This window comes from Planosporangium spinosum (assembly GCF_049999945.1).
Taxonomy (GTDB): Bacteria; Actinomycetota; Actinomycetes; order Mycobacteriales; family Micromonosporaceae; genus Planosporangium; species Planosporangium spinosum.
In genome coordinates this window covers 41,470-57,684 of the sequence record NZ_JBLYUB010000028.1, presented here as the reverse complement: position 1 = coordinate 57,684, position 16,215 = coordinate 41,470, and the positions used below count along the sequence as shown (strand labels likewise).

The following is a 16,215-nucleotide window of genomic DNA, read 5'->3' as shown; positions in this document are numbered from 1 at the left end:
AAACTTCTCCGTGTCCCGGCACGGAAGAGTTTCCGTGATCATGAGAACGGGGTGGGCGGGGGCACCTCGGTCAGCAGGCGGCGCGTGGTCTCCAGGCCCCAGTCGTCGAGCGCCGCGATCCGGTCCGACGAGGCGCGCAGGCCGCCGTAGCGGGCCACCACCTCGGCCCACTCCGCCCGCCGCTCGATCTGCGGGCGGGCCACGACGCAGTCCGGGTCGTTGACCCAGAACCGGCCGTGCTGCCAGGCCCGGCCCACGGTGGAGATGGTCGCGCCGTACTGGGACGGCTGCGACGCGTCGCCGTCGGCCGGCTCGTACGTCGGCGCGACGTCGGCGGAGACCCGCATCGCGTCGACCAGGCCGACGCTGGGCAGGATCGGCGCGCCGCAGCCGAGCAGGTACGACTCGGCGCCGATCGCCTCCCGGATCAGGCGTACACCGGACCGGTACGCCTCCAGCGGCGCCGATCCGTCGTGGCGCACCCCGTCCAGGGCGCCCGCGTAGATGAAGTCAATCTTGAAATAGTCGATGCCGTACCCGCGCAGCCGGGTGAACGCCTCGGTAAGGTAGCCGCGCACGCCCGGGTGCGTGGCGTCCAGCGCGTACAACGGCGCGTCCCAGTTGAACCCGGCGTCCACCGGGTCGCCGGCGGCGTCGCGCAGCAGCCAGTCGGGGTGCTCCCTGGCGGTCTCGCTGCGCTGGCTGACCAGGAACGGGGCCACCCAGATCCCGGTGCGCCGGCCCGCGTCCCGGACCCGGCCGACCAGCCCGGACAGCGAGGCGAACCGGCCGGACAGGGTCAGCCAGTCCCCGATCTCGGACTGCCAGCCGTCGTCGACCTGGACCACGTCGACCGGAAGGTCGTGCGCGACGAGCGCGCCCAGGTTCTCGTCCACGTCGGCCTCGGTGACCTCGGTGAAGTAGTGGTACCACGAGCACCAGACGGTCGGCGCCGGCCGCGGCGGCGCCGCGCCGACGGTACGGGCGAACGCGTCGCCCCACGCGGCGAGGCCGCCCTCGATCGATCCGTGGCTCGACTGCTCCACCGGCCCGTCGGCGCTGACCCGCACCCGGCCGTCCACGAGGGACGCCCGGATCGACGCCACCTCGCCCACCCCGTCGCCTGCGGCGTACAGCCGGACCGCGCCGCCGTCGCCCGGGTCGACGGCGAGCAGCCCCTCGCCCTGGAAGCCGCGCTCCGGCCCCGGTCTGCCGGGCCGGTACGACATGACCTGGGTGGGCGGGCGCACCGGCCGCCACGAGGTGGCGTCGGCCGGGTACGTGGTGGTCGGGCTCCAGCTCTGCCAGCCGTGCTCGTACACCCGGGCCCGCGCCGGGTCGACCGGCACCTCGTCGATGGTCTCGAAGGGCACGAGGACATCACCCCTTGTTGGCGCCGAGCGTCAGCCCGGCGATGAATTGTCGCTGCAACGCGAAGAACACGATCATGGTGGGCAGCGCGACGATGACGCAGCCCGCCGCCAGCAGGTTGTAGTCGGTGAAGAACTGGCCGCGCAGGTTGTTGAGCGCGCTGGTGACCGGCAGCTTGTCCCCGGTGGACATCAGCACCAGCGCCCACAGGAAGTCGTTGTACATCCAGGTGAACTCCAGCGTCGCCAGCGCCGCCAGGGCCGGCCGGCACAGCGGCAGCGTGACCTGCCAGTACTGCCGCCACACCCCCGCACCGTCCACGATGGCCGCCTCGGTGATCTCGTACGGGAGCGTGCGCATGTAGTTGGTCAGCACGAACACGCAGAACCCGGTCTGGAACGCCACGTGGATGGCGATGACGCCCCAGTACGAGTCGTAGAGCGTCAGCGAGTCCGACATGGCCGCCGGCAACGGAACCCGCTTGAACATCTCGTACAGCGGCACGGCCATGATCTGCGGTGGCAGCAGGTTGCCGGCGGTGAACAGCACCAGCAGCGGCACACCGAAGCGCAGCCGGACCCGGGTGATGGCGAACGCCACGAACGAGGCGAGGAACAGCGTGACGACCACGCCGGGGACGGCGATGAGGAGCGTGTTGAGGAAGTACTTCGTCAGCTCCGCGTCGTGCCACGCCTGGGTGTAGTAGTGCAGGGTGAGCGTGCGCGGCAGCGAGAAGTAGCCGTCCTGGGCGGTCTCGCGGTACGGCCGCAAGGACGCGTAGACGCCCAGGGCCAGCGGCGCGAGCCAGCCCAGCGACACCAGGATCAGGAAGGCGTGCAGCAGCAGCCGGGCGGGGCGCGGCGGGCGCCGCACCGGTACCGGTCGGCCCGCCGCCGGCTGGAGCGTCGCGGTCGACAGGCTCACCGGTCCTCCTCGCGCATGATTCTGGACAGGTACGTGACGATGAAGCCGAGGCTGATCACGAACAGGATCACGGCGAGCGCCGATCCGAACCCGATCCGGCTCGCCTCACCGACGATGTTGTCGAAGACCAGGACCGACAGCAGTTCCAGGCCGTTGCGTCCGGAGTTGACCACATAGACGACGTCGAACGCGCGCAGTCCCTCGATCACCGTGATGACCAGCAGAATGATGTTGACCGGGCGCAGCGTCGGGAAGGTGATCCGGAAGAAGGTCTGCGCCTCGTTGGCGCCGTCGAGCGAGGCCGACTCCTTCAACGCCGGGTCGACCGACTTCAGGCCCGCCAGGTACAGGATCATCACGTACCCGACGTGCCGCCAGCTCGCGGCGATCATCATCACCCAGATGTTGAGGTGCGGGTCGCCCAGCCAGTCGGTCGGATGGTCGGCACGCCCCAGCACGCTGTTGAGGGCGCCGTAGTCGCGGGAGAAGACGAGCTGGGCGATGAAGCCCACGATCGCCAGCGACAGGACGACCGGCAGGAACAGTGCGCTCTGGTAGAAGCGGCTGAACCGGATCTGCTTGTCCAGCAGCACGGCGAAGAACATGCCGAGCGGGGTGGCGACCAGCCCGAGGAACGCCAGCCACAGCAGGTTGTGCCGGACGGCCGGCCAGAACAGCGGGTAGACCTCGAAGATCGTGTGGTAGTTCTTCGTGCCGACCGGCTTGATCTCGCCCAGCCCGTCCCAGGACGTGAACGACAGCAGGACCGACGTCGCCGTCGGGCCCCAGATCAGGGCCAGGTCCAGCAGCACCGGAATGCCGAGCAGGAGGCTCAGCGTCAGGATGTCACGCGAGGTCAGCCGCCGGATCCGGCGCCGCGGGCGACGTCCACCCGGGATGGGTGGCGTCGCCCGCGGCGCGGACGGCTCGGCCTGTGTCGCAGGGAGCGTCACGACGACCCTTTCACTCGGACGCGAAGATGGTCTTCTTCTGCGCCTCGATGTTCTTGAGGATGCTGTCGACGTCGTTGGGGTTGCCGAGGAACTGCTGGATGGCCGGGATCATCACGGTCTGTGCGAAGTCGGGCCGGGTGTCGCGGTCCATGAACTGGGAGATGTGCTTGGCGCCGCTCACCATTTCCACGGCCTTCTTCTGCCGCGCGGCGTACCCGCTGGTGTCGGCCTTGGAACTGGTGGCGACGTCGTTGGGGTCGGATTTGAGGTAGGCCAGCTGGCCCTCGGGCGAGGCGAGGAACGTCAGCAGGTCCTTGGCCGCGGCGACGTCCTTGGCCTTCTTGGAGATCATGAAGCCGTCGATCGGCGCCTCGACCGAGTCCTGGCCGTGCGCCGGATCGATCTCCGGGTACGGGAAGAAGTCGATGTCGTCGCGCTCGCCGTCGGGGAACTGGATGCCGACGAACAGGCCCAGCGTGTGCATGCCGGCCTGCTTCTGCACCAGCGCGTTGGCTGCCTCCTGCCAGGTGCGGCCGTTGGCGCCCTCCTGGGTGTACGGCAGGATCGACCGCCAGGTGTCGAAGACGTTCTTGACCTTCGCGCCGGCCCAGTCCTCCTTGCCGCTGAGCAGGCTGATGTGGAAGTCGTACCCGTTGAGCCGCATGTTGATGTAGTCGAACGTGCCCATGGCGGGCCAGCCGTCCTTGTCCCCGAGGGAGATCGGGGTCAGCCCGTCGGTCTTCATCTTCGCGGCGAGGGCCTTGTACTCGTCCCAGGTCTTCGGGGGCTGGTACCCGCGCTGCTGCCAGACGCTCTTTCGGTAGAAGACCGCCCACGGGTAGTAGTAGTACGGCACGAAGTACTGCTTGCCGTCCTCGCCGGTCGAGGCGTCCTTCAGGGCCGGCGTGTAGCCGTCGAAGCCCTTCCAGATGTCGCTGATGTCGGCGGCCAGGCCCTTGCTGGCGAAGAACTTCATGCGGTTGCCGGCGAACCAGCAGAACACGTCGTCCGGGTTGCCCTGCAGGTACCGGTTGATGTTCGTCTGGAACGTGTTGTGGTCGACCGTATTGATCTTGACTGTCTTCCCCGACCTACCCTCGTACACCTTCATCGCGGCGGCGATCGCGTTCTTGGGTACCGGGTCGGAGTAGTTGGAGCCGAACGACACCGTCTTGCCACCGGTGCCGCCGGTATCCGACGAGCCACCGTCGCCGCCGCCACACGCGGACAGCAGGCTCGGGATCGTGACGGCACCGGCCGCGAGCGCGGAGCCACGGAGCATGGCGCGGCGCGACAGGTTGCCGACGGTGCTGGGTGCCGGCGACTGACCGGCTCGGTACTGGGCCATAGCCCCTCCTGATCCACGCCGAAGTACACGGGCTGCGACAGAAACAAACGTGAACCCTCAGATGAGGCACCTTGAATCCGCCGTCGACCAAAGTCAATGCCTTGCCGATCAATCGTCAGGTCTCTATGTCCATATTGATGACAGTTTACAAACAAAGGTCATCGCCGCTGCGTGGTAACGATTCGGTCACCGCCCAGAAATACATCGGATGTATCGAGACGTCGAAGTTGTCCGACGGGCGGTGGCGCCGACGCACTGTTGAAGTTTGTTGACTTCTGCTCACGTTGGTTCGAAGCTGTACGCCATGCCTCTGCTCCCGCGCCTGCCGACCCTCGCCTACGGCGGCGACTACAACCCCGAGCAATGGCCACCGACGGTCTGGCGCGAGGACGTGTCCCTCATGGCGGAGGCCGGCGTCACGCTGGTCACGGTCGGCGTGTTCGCCTGGGCATGGCTGGAGCCGGCGGAGGGGCGCTACGAGTTCGCCGTCCTCGACGAGGTCGTCGACCTGCTGCACGACCACGGCATCGCGGTCGACCTCGCCACCGCGACCGCCTCCCCGCCGCCGTGGTTCTCGCACGCGTACCCGCAGACGCTGCCGGTCGACGCGGACGGCCGCCGGCTGTCGGCCGGCAGCAGGCAGGCGTACTGCCCCAGCTCGCCGGTCTACCGGGAGGCCGCCGCGCGCCTGGCCGAGCAGCTCGCCCTCCGCTACGGCAGCCACCCCGCGCTCGCGCTGTGGCACGTGAACAACGAGTACGGCTGCCACGTCGCGCACTGCTACTGCGACGTCTCCGCCGCCGCGTTCCGGACCTGGCTGCGCCGCCGCTACGGCGACGACCTGGACGCCCTCAACGCCGCCTGGGGCACCGCCTTCTGGTCGCAGCGCTACACCGACTGGGAGCAGGTCATTCCGCCGCGCGCCACACCCACCTTCGGCAACCCCACCCAGACGCTGGACTTCCGCCGGTTCACCAGCGACGAGCTGCTCGACTGCTACCGCGCCGAGCGCGACGTGCTGCGCCGGATCACCCCCGGCGTCCCGGTCACCACCAACCTGATGGCCGGCGCATTCTGGGCGGCCGACTACTGGGCCTGGGCCCGCGAGCTGGACGTCGTCTCGACCGACCACTATCTGCACGCCGACCTGGGGGCGACCGCCACCACGGCGGGCGTCACCCCCACCACCGACCTCGCGTTCGCCGCCGACCTCACCCGCTCCCTGGCCGGCGGCCGGCCGTGGCTGCTGATGGAGCACTCCACCTCGGCGGTCAACTGGCAGCCGCGCAACCTCGCCAAGACCCCGGGGCAGCTGCGCCGCAACTCACTGGCCCACGTGGCGCGCGGCAGCGACGGCGCGATGTTCTTCCAGTGGCGCGCCTCGGTCGCCGGGGCGGAGAAGTTCCACTCGGCGATGGTGCCGCACACCGGTACCGGCACCCGGATCTGGCGCGAGGTGGTCGAGCTGGGCGGCGCGCTGCGCGCCCTGGCCGAGGTGGCCGGGGCCGAGGTGGAGCGGCCGGAGGTCGCGCTGCTGCTGGACTGGTCCAGCGTGTGGGCCGGCGAGCTGCCCGCGCACCCGAGCACCGACCTCGACCCGGTCGCCGAGCTCAAGGCCTGGCACGCGGCCCTGTACCGGGCCGGCCTCCCCGTCGACCTCGCGCAGCCGGCGGCCGACCTGTCCCCGTACCGGCTGGTGGTCGCCCCGTCGCTGTACCTGCTCGGCGACGCCGGCGTGGCGAACCTGCGCCGCTACGTCGACGCCGGCGGCTGCCTGGTCGTCGGCCCGTTCACCGGAGTGGTCGACGAGCACGACCACGTCCGGCCGGGCCGGCTGGACGACCTGCTCGGCGTACGGGTCGAGGAGTTCCACCCGCTACCCGGGGGCGGCACCGCCAACCTCGACGACGGCGGCCTGGGCCGGGTCTGGACCGAACTGGCCCACCTCGCCGGGGCCGCCGCCGAGGTCGGCTACGCCGACAACCCCGACGGGTACCCGGACTCAGCCCTCGCCGGCTCGCCCGTGCTCACCCGCCACGGATACGGTCAGGGTCAGGCCTGGTACCTCACCACGCTGCCGGACCCCGCGACGCTCGACCGGTGGGTCGCGCGGTTCCTCAAGGCCGCCGACGTCACTCCGACCGGCTGGACCGGGGTCGAGGCGGTACGCCGCCGGCAGCCGTCCGGGCAGAGCTACCTCTTCCTGATCAACCACGGCGCCGACGACGTCGATGGCCCCGGCACCGGCACCGACCTGCTCACCGGCGTGACGGCGGGCGGCACGGTCCGGGTGCCCGCCCGGGGCGCCGTGGTCCTGCGCGAGAACGGCGCCGTCCTCCCGCGCGGGAACCGCGACGACACCGGCCGGAAGGAAGTGGCGTGATGCTCGCCCAGCAGCGGCAGTCGGCGATCCTCGACCTCGTACGGCGCCAGGGCGGGGTACGGGTCAGCCAGCTGGTCCGGCAGTTCGGCGTGTCCGACATGACCATCCGCCGCGACCTGGAGGCGCTCGCCGAGCGCGGCCTGGTCGACAAGGTGCACGGCGGGGCCACCGTCGCGGGACCCGGGTCGACCGAGGAGCCCGGCTTCGACGCGAAGTCGGTCCGCCAGCAGACCGAGAAGTCGGCCATCGCCGCCCGCGCCGCGCAGCTCGTCGAGCCGAGTACGGCGGTCGCGCTGTCGGCCGGTACCACGACGGCCGCCCTCGCCTCGCTGCTGCTGGACGTGCCCGGCCTGACCGTGGTGACCAACTCGATCCCGGTCGCCGACGCGCTCTACCGCTCCGGCCGCTCCGACCAGACCGTCGTGCTCACCGGCGGCGTGCGTACCCCGTCGGACGCGCTGGCCGGCCCGGTCGCGGAGGCCGCCATCGCGGCGTTGAACGTGGATGTGCTGTTCCTCGGGGTACATGGGATGAGTCCGCGCACCGGGTTCACCACGCCCAACCTGATGGAGGCCGGCACCAACCGGCTGCTGGTGGCCGCCGCGCGCCGACTGGTCGTACTGGCCGACCACACCAAGTGGGAGACCGTGGGCATCGCCACGATCGCACCGCTGGAGGACGCCGACGTCCTCGTCACCGACTCGCGCCTGCCAGCCGAGGCGCGGGTGCAACTGAGCGAACGCATCGGCGAACTGATCGTCGTCGATGTACCGGGAGAGCAAGAGTGAAACGAACCGTAACGCACCTGGCCGACGGCCGGGAGCTGATCTACTTCGACTCCGACGACGCGGCCGTCCGCGACCAACCGGACCGGCGCGAGCTGCCGCCACCCCCGCCGGCCTCCGAGATCCGCTACGACCCGATCCTCGACGAGTGGGTCGCCATCGCGGCGCACCGGCAGACCCGGACCTTCCTGCCGCCGTCCGACGAGTGCCCGCTCTGCCCGTCCACACCGACCCGGTCGAGCGAGATCCCCGCGTACGACTACGACGTGGCCGTGTTCGAGAACCGGTTCCCGTCGTTCTCGCACCGGGCGGGGACGCTCGAACCGGTTTCCGGGCTGACCGAGGTCCGCCCGGGCGCCGGCCGCTGCGAGGTCGTCTGCTTCACCTCCGACCACCACTCCTCGTTCGCTGCTCTGACGCGGGACCAGGTACGCCTCGTCCTGGAGGCGTGGGCCGACCGCACCGCCGAACTGAGCGCGCTGGCGGGAGTCGAGCAGGTCTTCTGCTTCGAGAACCGGGGCGAGGCCATCGGCGTGACCCTGCACCACCCGCATGGCCAGATCTACGCGTACCCCTTCGTCACACCGCGCACCCGCCGGATGCTCGACTCGGCCCGCCGGTACTCCGGCGGGAATCTCTTCGCCGACGTGCTCGCCGCCGAGCGCGCGGCGGGCGAGCGGATCGTGGCCGGCAACGAGTACTGGACGGCGTTCGTACCCGCGACCGCGCACTGGCCGTACGAGGTTCACCTGTACCCCAACCGCCAGGTACCCGACATCCCCGCCCTGTCGGCCGAGGAGCGGGACGCCTTCGCGCCGGTGTACCTGGAGGTGCTGCGCCGCCTCGACGGGCTGTTCGGAATCCCGATGCCCTACATCGCGGCCTGGTACCAGGCTCCGGTACGGGTCGACCGGGACCTGGCCTACCTGCACCTGCAGGTGTTCAGCAGCCAGCGGGCGCCGGGCAAGCTCAAGTACCTGGCCGGTTCGGAGTCGGCGATGGGCGTGTTCATCAACGACATCCGGCCGGAGCAGGCCGCCCGGCAGCTGCGGGAGGTGACGTGGTGAGTCCCGCGGATCGTGCGGCTCGGCTGGCCGCCGAACGGTTCGGCACCGCGTCGGCGGCGGTGTGGGTGGCGCCCGGACGGGTCAACCTGATCGGCGAGCACACCGACTACAACGAGGGGTACGTGCTGCCCTTCGCCCTGCCGCAGGTCACCGCGGCCGCGGTGGCACCGGCCGACGGCACGTGGACGGTCTGCTCCGAGGGGCACGACGGGACGGTCTCCTTCGGCGCGTCGGAGTTGAAGCCCGGCGCGGTCGGCGGCTGGGGCTCCTACGTCGCCGGGGTCGTCTGGGCGCTGCGGGACGCCGGCTTCGCGGTACCGCCGGCCCGGATCGCGATCGCCAGCGACGTACCCGTCGGCGCCGGCCTGTCCTCGTCGGCCGCGGTCGAGTGCGCCGTCATGGCCGCGCTGTGCGACCTCGGCGACGTGTCCATCTCCGACGGGGACAGGGTCCGAATAGCCCAGCGCGCCGAGAACGAGTACGTCGGCGCGCCGACCGGGATCATGGACCAGTCGGCGTCGACGCTGTCTCGGGCCGGCCACGCGCTGTTCCTGGACTGCCGGACCCTCGACGTCGAGCACATCCCGTTCGACGTCGCCGCGGCCGGACTGGCGGTACTGGTCATCGACACCAACGCGCCGCACCGGCACGTCGACGGCGAGTACGCCGACCGGCGCGCGACCTGCGACGCCGCCGCCCGCACGCTGGGGGTACCGGCCCTGCGGGACATCTCCGTGGCACAGCTACCGGAGGTTCCCGGTCGCCTCGACGAGGTCTCCGCGCGCCGGGTACGCCACATCGTGACCGAGAACCAACGGGTCCTCGATACCGTTGACCGGCTTCGTGCCGGCGACATCGCGGGTATCGGTCCGCTGATGACGGCCTCGCACGGGTCGATGCGCGACGACTTCGAGATCACCGTGCCGGAGGTGGACACCGCCGTCGCGGCGGCGCTGGAGGCCGGCGCGTACGGGGCCCGGATGACCGGTGGCGGGTTCGGCGGGTGCGTACTGGCCCTGATCGACGATTCCCGGGCGGAGGCGGTATCCGCCGCGGTATCGTCGGCGTTCGAATCCGCCGGCTTCGCCCCGCCCGACCCGTTCGTGGTCACCCCGAACCAGGGCGTCCACCGGGCCTGACGCGAGCGCGTCCCGGACGCGCCGACGCCCGACGCGAGCGCGTCCCGGACGCGCCGACGCCCGACGCGAGCTGGCCTCCGGACGCGCCGACGCGAGCGCGCCGCGGTCGCCGCGAGGTGCCTCGGCCGTCCCGAATGGTTGCACATTTGTTCGTTCGCGTTGACAAGACGCGTTGGAGCATGGGTGAATGCGTGCAGGCCGCTGTGGGGGTGAGCCAGCACTGCCCGCCGGGCGCGACGATGTCGCCTCCGGCGGGCAGTTTGCTTTTCCGACCCCGACCCCGACCCCGACCCCGACCCCGGCCCCGCCCCGGGCCACTCCCCGATCATGGAAAGTAGGGCACCAATATTGGTGCCGAACTCTCCAAGAACTACAACGCACCGGTCCAGCCGGCCGCTTCGAGCGCCGCCCGGAGCTGCGCGGCGACCTCGTCCGGCCGCCTGGCAACCACCCAGGCCGGGAAGCGCAGTACCCGGTCCCCGCGAACCCACAGGTCGTTCTGCCTACGCATGTCCGCCCACCATTGCCGCACGTCCAGATGCCAGGCGCCGTCCACCTCCGCGTGCACGCCCCACTGCTTCCAGTAGGCGTCGAGGTAACGCGTCCGCCCGGCGCGGTCCACCCGCTTGGCCTGCTGGTCGGGTGGCGGCAACCGGTACTGGCGACACAACCTGACCAGATCAACCTCGGACAGCGAATGGGCGCCGCCCTGCGCGTACCGGACCGTCTCACCGACCAGGGCACGGCGGCGACTGCGGCCCATGACCTCGAGGACCTGCTCGACTTCCGCCACCGACACGCGTCGCTGCTGGAACGCCGCCGCCACGACGGCCCTGGCATCCTCATCGGTACGCGCCCACGCGGCCGCGTCGACGATTGCGCGGCCCATGGTCGTACGCGGTGGCGCGAGACGCGCCCGCACGTGATGGTCCGGCAGCACATCGGTGCGATGCACGGTGACCCCGGTCGCCTGAACGACCCGCCGGTCAGCCGGGATCAACAGGTGGATCCGCGCCGGGGCGAACCCCCGCAACCCGTCCAGCGTCGCCGCGGTCAGACCGGCGCACACCGCTGCGGGGCCGGCGGCGAGCACGGCGACCCAGATCCGCTGGGAGCGGGTCAGGGGGCCGTTGTGCGCCACGACCACACCCCGGTGTGGCCGCTGCCAGTTCCCCCTGGCCAGCCTGTTTCGCAGGGCCGGCCGCCCGAGGGCGGCCAGCGCCTGCTGCCGGCTCAGTACCCGATCCTGCCGGAACAGCAGCCAGTCCAGTTCGGGTGCGTCGTCGGACGGCAACCGCCGTGATCCGTCACAGCCCGGCGACCAGGCGGTGTCGTCGTCGACCGGCGACCAGGCGGCGGCGTCGTCGACCGGCGACCAGGCTGAGCAGCCTTCGACCGGCGACCACACTGGTTCGTCGTGAGAGCGGGACACCCGGCCCAGTGTCGTCGCCTGGCCGTCGCGTCGTTGTCCCCTGTGGACAGCCCGTTGTCCCTGTGGATAAACCGTCGTCCCCGGGACAGGCCAGCAATCTTGGAAGATTGGGTACCAATACCGGTGCCCAACCTTCCAAGCTCCCGGAGGTCCTGGCGGGGTCGGGGGCTATGCGGCCAGGATGGCCTCGATCGCGTCCACGGCGAGATCGATCTCCTCCCGGGTGACCACCAGCGGCGGGGCCAGTCGGATCGTCGAGCCGTGGGTGTCCTTGGCCAGGATGCCGCGCTCCGCGAGCCGCTCGCACGCCTGGCGTCCGGTCATCAGCCCGGGGTCGATGTCGAGGCCGGCCCACAGGCCACGGCCCCGTACCGCCGTCAGTCCCCGCCCGACCAGCTCACCCAGCCGCCGGTGCAGGTGCTCGCCGAGCTCACGGGCCCGCTCCTGGTATTCCCCGGACCGAAGGAGGCGCACCACGGCGCGGCCGACCGCACAGGCCAGCGGGTTGCCGCCGAACGTGGAGCCGTGCTCGCCCGGCCTGAGCACCCCGAGCACCTCACGGGACGAGGCGACCGCCGACACCGGTACGACGCCACCGCCGAGGGCCTTGCCCAGGACGTACATGTCGGGTTTCACGTTTTCCAGGTCACAGGCGAACGTTGCGCCGGTCCGCCCGAGGCCCGACTGCACCTCGTCGGCAATCATCAGTACATTCCGGGAGGTGCACAACGCCCGGATGCCCGGCAGGTAGTCCGGCGGCGGGACCAGGACCCCGGCCTCGCCCTGGATCGGTTCGATCAGCACCGCGACGGTGGTCTCGTCGATGGCGGCCTCCATCGCGGCGAGGTCACCGTACGGAACGATCCGGAAACCGGGCGTGAACGGGCCGTAGTCGCGGTAGGCGTCCGGGTCGGTGGAGAAGCTGACGATCGTGGTGGTACGGCCGTGGAAGTTGTTCTCGGCGACCACGATCGTGGCCTGGCCGTCGGGTACGCCCTTGACCTGGTACCCCCACTTACGGGCGACCTTGATCGCGGTCTCGACCGCCTCGGCGCCGGTGTTCATCGGCAGGACCAGGTCCATGTCACACAGCTCGGCCAGCTCCCGGCAGAACGGGCCGAACTGGTCGTGCAGGAACGCACGACTGGTCAGGGTCACCCGGTCGAGCTGCTCCCGGGCGGCGGAGATCAGCGTCGGGTGCCGGTGGCCGAAGTTGAGCGCGGAGTAACCGGCGAGGCAGTCGAGGTAGCGGCGACCATCGACGTCGGTCACCCACGCTCCCGACGCGTCCGCGATGACCACCGGCAGCGGGTGGTAGTTGTGCGCGGTCCACTGCTCGGCCTCGGCAACCGCGGAGGCCGTCAGGTCGGGGAAGACGGCGGTCATCGGCGTACCTCCTGCGTCCGGCGCTCGGCCCCCCACCGGCTTCGCGCAGTCGAAATTCTACGGAAACGGGGATAATCCGCTCGTATCTCGGCCGGCCGCCCCGTCAACACGCGCGCTCGACCACAGCCCGCTCGACGGGAAGTGCTCGCGCCGCTCGACTGTAAGCGGGTACCCGGCCGGTCAGCCATTGCTTCCTCTTGCGCGCAGGCGGAGATTCGTTGCGTAGATCGTCTACCGACGCAACGTCGTTGCGCGGCCCCGCCGGGCGGCGGCCGCACGTGCGCGATCCGGCGCCCGCGGTCGCCTAGCTCATCTGGCGCCAGTGCGGACTGTCGGCCAGCAGGCCGCGCACACACCCCATCGCGGCATCCTCGTCGCGGTACTCGTACCACCGGCTACGACCGTCGGCGCCACCCTCGCGCGACTCCACCACCCATAGACCGCCATCTTCGTACAGGTAGACGTCGTGCCTGGCCAGCCGACCCCAGGTTCCGTTCCACCAGTGCTTACGTCGCTCCACCGCGGTATTCGAACACGCGTACGATCGTCGCCGCACGACACGTTCGGGTGAAGTTGATCAACCGCGGGCACCGATCCGGTCACCCGGGCACGAACCACGCGCCGGCTCGGCTCGGCTCGGCCGGGCGGCGCGCACCCAGCCGCGCAGCCACTGGGCCATCGCGTACGGCGGGATCAGCGCGCTGGTCGCCGCCATCGTGGCGACCTCCCGGGTGGTACGCGGTCCCGGCGCGATCCGGGCCGCCGCGAACTCCGCCGTCCCGGCCAGCCACGCCGCCCCGGCGAGCGCCCCGACCACCCGCGCGGCGCGTGCGGCGCGCGGGGAACGCCCCGGCCGCCCGGCCAGCCCGGCCGCCGTACCCAGGGCACCGAGCGCGACCAGACCGGCGGCCGTCACGGCGGCGTGCCGGGGACGCCGGCCGGGCGGTGCCTCCAGCAGCTCCCGCCATCGCGGGCCGTACAGCCGGCGCAGCAACGCGTCGTCGGCGTTACCGGCCTGGGTGCGCAGGCTCACCCAGGGACTCTCCGGGCGTACCGGATGGATCACCCGCCGGCGACCGACGGTGAGCACGCCGCCCGCCCGCCGGACCCGGAACGCCAGGTCGGCGTCCTCCCGGAAGGCGCGCGGGAAGCGCTCGTCGAATCCGCCCACGGCGGCCAGCGCCTCGCGGCGGTACGCCATATCGGCGGTGATCCACCGGCCGTCCGCCAGACCGCGGGTGACCCGCTCCCAGTCGGTCGGCCGGCGGTCCGGTGGCATCGGCACCTCCACAACGCCCTGCACCCCGGCGACATGGTCATCGACATCGAGGTCGCCTTCGAGGGCGCTCAGCCAGTCCGGCGCGGGTACCACGTCGTCGTCGAGGAAGGCGATCCACGGGTACGCGGCGGCACGCCAGCCGACGTTGCGCGCGGCGGCCGGGCCGGCGGCGCGGCCGCCGACGATCCTCGTGACCGGCTTGAGCGACGGCGGCAGGTCCACCAGCGGATCGCGGCTGTCCCGACGGTCGTCGACGAGGATCAGCTCCAGCGGCATCGGCAGCACCCCGTCGGCCGGCGCGAGCGCCGTGAGCAGCCGCGACAGGCTGGGCCGGCCGACCGTCGGTACGACGATGGAGACTCCGGTACCCATGTCAGCGCCAGCAGTCGGCGCGCCGCACCGCGAACGGTCCGATCGCGAGCAGATCGATCGGTGCCGAGCCGAAGAGTTCGAGGGCGTCGAACGGCGAGTCGACCATCGGCCGGCCGGCCGTGTTCAGCGAGGTGTTGACGACGACCGGAACCCCGGTACGACGTTCGAAGGCACGGAGCATCTCGGCGACCAGCGGCTCGCCTGTGTCACGGACGGACTGGATGCGCGCGGTGCCGTCGACGTGCGTGACGGCCGGGATGCGGTCCCGCCACTCCGGCTTCACCTTCTGCACGAACAGCATGTACGGGCTGTCCAGCAGCCCGTCGAAGACCTCGCCGGCCCGCTCCGCGAGCACCATCGGCGCGACCGGCCGGAACTGCTCGCGCCCCTTGACCAGGTTGAGTCGCTCGGTGTTGTCCGGGTCGGTCGGGTTGGCCAGCAGCGACCGGTGGCCGAGCGCGCGCGGGCCGTACTCGCTGCGCCCCTGGAACCAGGCGACGATGCCGTTGGCGGCGAGCACCTCGGCCGCTTCCTCGGCGATGGAGCCGGGGCGGGTGTACGGCAGGCGGGCCCGGCGCAGCTCGGCCTCGATCTCGTCGTCGGTGAAGCCGCGGCCGAGGTCCGCACCGGGCATGGGCGCCGTCCGGTCACCCAGACCGCGGGCCACGTGCAGGGCCGCGCCCAGCGCGGTACCGGAGTCGCCGGCGGCCGGCTGCACCCACACCGTCTCGAACGGGCCCTCGGCGGCGAGCCGGGCGTTGGCCACGCAGTTGAGCGCGGTGCCGCCGGCCATGGCGAGGTGCCGGTTGCCGCCGGTCGCGTCGTACACCCACCGGGCCAGGTCTCCGATGACCTCCTCCAGCCGAATCTGCACGCTGCTGGCGAGATCGGCGTGCTCCGGGCCGGGTTCGGCGCCCGCTGCCACCGGCTTGGTCAGGGCCGCCCAGTCGATCGGGGCGACGGAGAACCCGCCGTCGCCGGTGGCCTTGACCAGTTCCCGCAGCTCCGGCAGGAACCGGGGCTTGCCGTAGCTGGCCAGCGCCATCACCTTGTACTCGTCGGACGAGCGCAGGAAGCCCAGGTGGGCGGTGAGGTCTTCGTACATCAGCCCGAGCGAATGCGGCAGGGACTGCGCGTACAGCGGGTGGAGCTCTCCGTCACGGTAGTAGCCGGCCAGGTGGCTGGCGACCTCGCCGCGGCCGTCGAGGACGAGCACGGCGCAGTCGCCGTGGCCCGCCACGGCCGGCGCGGCGAGCGCGGCGGAGGCGGCGTGCGCGGCGTGGTGCGGCACGAACCGTACGGCCTCGGGGTCGAGCCCGGGCAGCGCCGTGGCGAGGAAGCCGGGCGCCCGCTTGGCGTACTCCTGGCGCAGCCAGTCCCACGGGTCGGTGAGTCCGAGTTCGTCGGCGGGGCGGCACAGCGTCGGGTCGAACGAGTACGCCACCGCGTCGACCTGCGCGGCGTCGATGCCGGCGGTGGCCAGGCACCAGGCGGCGGCCTGCTCGGGAAGCTCCCAGGCGGCGAACGGTACCGGCCGCTTACCGTGCTTGCGGCGGCTGAACCGTTCCTCCTCGGCGGCCGCGACGACCTGCCCATCCACCACAAGAGCCGCCGATGGGTCGTGGAAGACGGCATTGATACCGAGGACACGCATGGACCGGTCGTACCCCTCGCCACAGTGATCAAACAGCGGGAATATCTGCCCCGTGCGGGGGTCAACGGGTGCCCTCGGAACGGTGTGAGAACACACGGTGACGGGTATCTGCAGGAGGGTCC

Annotated in this window: 13 protein-coding genes; 4 read left to right on the top strand and 9 right to left on the bottom strand. The window is 71.3% G+C overall.

The features are described 5' to 3' along the window. Nucleotides 1-38: 38 nt before the first annotated feature. Genes ACNTMW_RS28190 through ACNTMW_RS28175 form a run of 4 tightly spaced genes read right to left on the bottom strand, consistent with a single transcriptional unit; the run spans nt 39 to nt 4,596 of the window. Nucleotides 39-1,373, bottom strand: a complete 1,335-nt coding sequence (locus ACNTMW_RS28190; protein ID WP_426636909.1) for a glycoside hydrolase family 36 protein — start codon at nt 1,371-1,373, stop codon at nt 39-41. 7 nt (nt 1,374-1,380) lie between these two features. Continuing rightward, on the bottom strand, nt 1,381-2,295 hold the full coding sequence (locus ACNTMW_RS28185; protein ID WP_426636908.1) for a carbohydrate ABC transporter permease: 915 nt from the start codon (nt 2,293-2,295) through the stop codon (nt 1,381-1,383). Continuing rightward, the gene (locus tag ACNTMW_RS28180) at nt 2,292-3,248 is read right to left on the bottom strand and encodes a carbohydrate ABC transporter permease (protein ID WP_426636907.1); all 957 of its coding nucleotides are present in this window, start codon (nt 3,246-3,248) and stop codon (nt 2,292-2,294) included. The genes ACNTMW_RS28185 and ACNTMW_RS28180 overlap by 4 nt, the downstream gene beginning before the upstream one ends. A gap of 10 nt (nt 3,249-3,258) precedes the next feature. Continuing rightward, nucleotides 3,259-4,596, bottom strand: coding sequence for an ABC transporter substrate-binding protein (locus ACNTMW_RS28175; RefSeq protein ID WP_426636906.1), 1,338 nt, complete (start codon nt 4,594-4,596; stop codon nt 3,259-3,261). Nucleotides 4,597-4,900: 304 nt separating this feature from the next. On the opposite strand from ACNTMW_RS28175, the gene ACNTMW_RS28170 reads away from it, so the two are divergent. Genes ACNTMW_RS28170 through galK form a run of 4 tightly spaced genes read left to right on the top strand, consistent with a single transcriptional unit; the run spans nt 4,901 to nt 9,970 of the window. After that, the gene (locus ACNTMW_RS28170; protein WP_426636905.1) at nt 4,901-6,979 is read left to right on the top strand and encodes a beta-galactosidase; all 2,079 of its coding nucleotides are present in this window, start codon (nt 4,901-4,903) and stop codon (nt 6,977-6,979) included. Further along, complete coding sequence (locus ACNTMW_RS28165; RefSeq protein ID WP_426636903.1) at nt 6,979-7,767, top strand: DeoR/GlpR family DNA-binding transcription regulator; 789 nt, start codon at nt 6,979-6,981, stop codon at nt 7,765-7,767. Before ACNTMW_RS28170 ends, ACNTMW_RS28165 begins: the two co-directional genes overlap by 1 nt. After that, nucleotides 7,764-8,831, top strand: coding sequence for a galactose-1-phosphate uridylyltransferase (gene galT / locus ACNTMW_RS28160; protein ID WP_426636902.1), 1,068 nt, complete (start codon nt 7,764-7,766; stop codon nt 8,829-8,831). Before ACNTMW_RS28165 ends, galT begins: the two co-directional genes overlap by 4 nt. Then, nucleotides 8,828-9,970 carry a galactokinase gene (gene galK, locus ACNTMW_RS28155; RefSeq protein WP_426636901.1) on the top strand — a complete coding sequence of 381 codons (1,143 nt, stop codon included), beginning with the start codon at nt 8,828-8,830 and terminating at the stop codon, nt 9,968-9,970. Before galT ends, galK begins: the two co-directional genes overlap by 4 nt. Before the next feature lie 370 nt (nt 9,971-10,340). Here galK and ACNTMW_RS28150 read toward each other — a convergent pair whose 3' ends face one another. The 5 genes from ACNTMW_RS28150 to ACNTMW_RS28130 form a co-directional block, all read right to left on the bottom strand. Further along, nucleotides 10,341-11,402, bottom strand: a complete 1,062-nt coding sequence (locus tag ACNTMW_RS28150; RefSeq protein WP_426636900.1) for a DUF559 domain-containing protein — start codon at nt 11,400-11,402, stop codon at nt 10,341-10,343. A 168-nt stretch (nt 11,403-11,570) separates the two neighbouring features. Continuing rightward, complete coding sequence (gene rocD, locus ACNTMW_RS28145; protein ID WP_426636899.1) at nt 11,571-12,788, bottom strand: ornithine--oxo-acid transaminase; 1,218 nt, start codon at nt 12,786-12,788, stop codon at nt 11,571-11,573. Nucleotides 12,789-13,092: 304 nt separating this feature from the next. Then, a complete protein-coding gene (locus ACNTMW_RS28140; RefSeq protein WP_426636898.1) occupies nt 13,093-13,308 on the bottom strand; it encodes a hypothetical protein in 216 nt (71 codons plus the stop codon). A gap of 57 nt (nt 13,309-13,365) precedes the next feature. Beyond that, on the bottom strand, nt 13,366-14,439 hold the full coding sequence (locus ACNTMW_RS28135; RefSeq protein ID WP_426636897.1) for a glycosyltransferase family 2 protein: 1,074 nt from the start codon (nt 14,437-14,439) through the stop codon (nt 13,366-13,368). Nucleotide 14,440: 1 nt separating this feature from the next. Beyond that, nucleotides 14,441-16,093, bottom strand: coding sequence for a carbamoyltransferase family protein (locus ACNTMW_RS28130; RefSeq protein ID WP_426636896.1), 1,653 nt, complete (start codon nt 16,091-16,093; stop codon nt 14,441-14,443). Nucleotides 16,094-16,215: the final 122 nt, after the last annotated feature.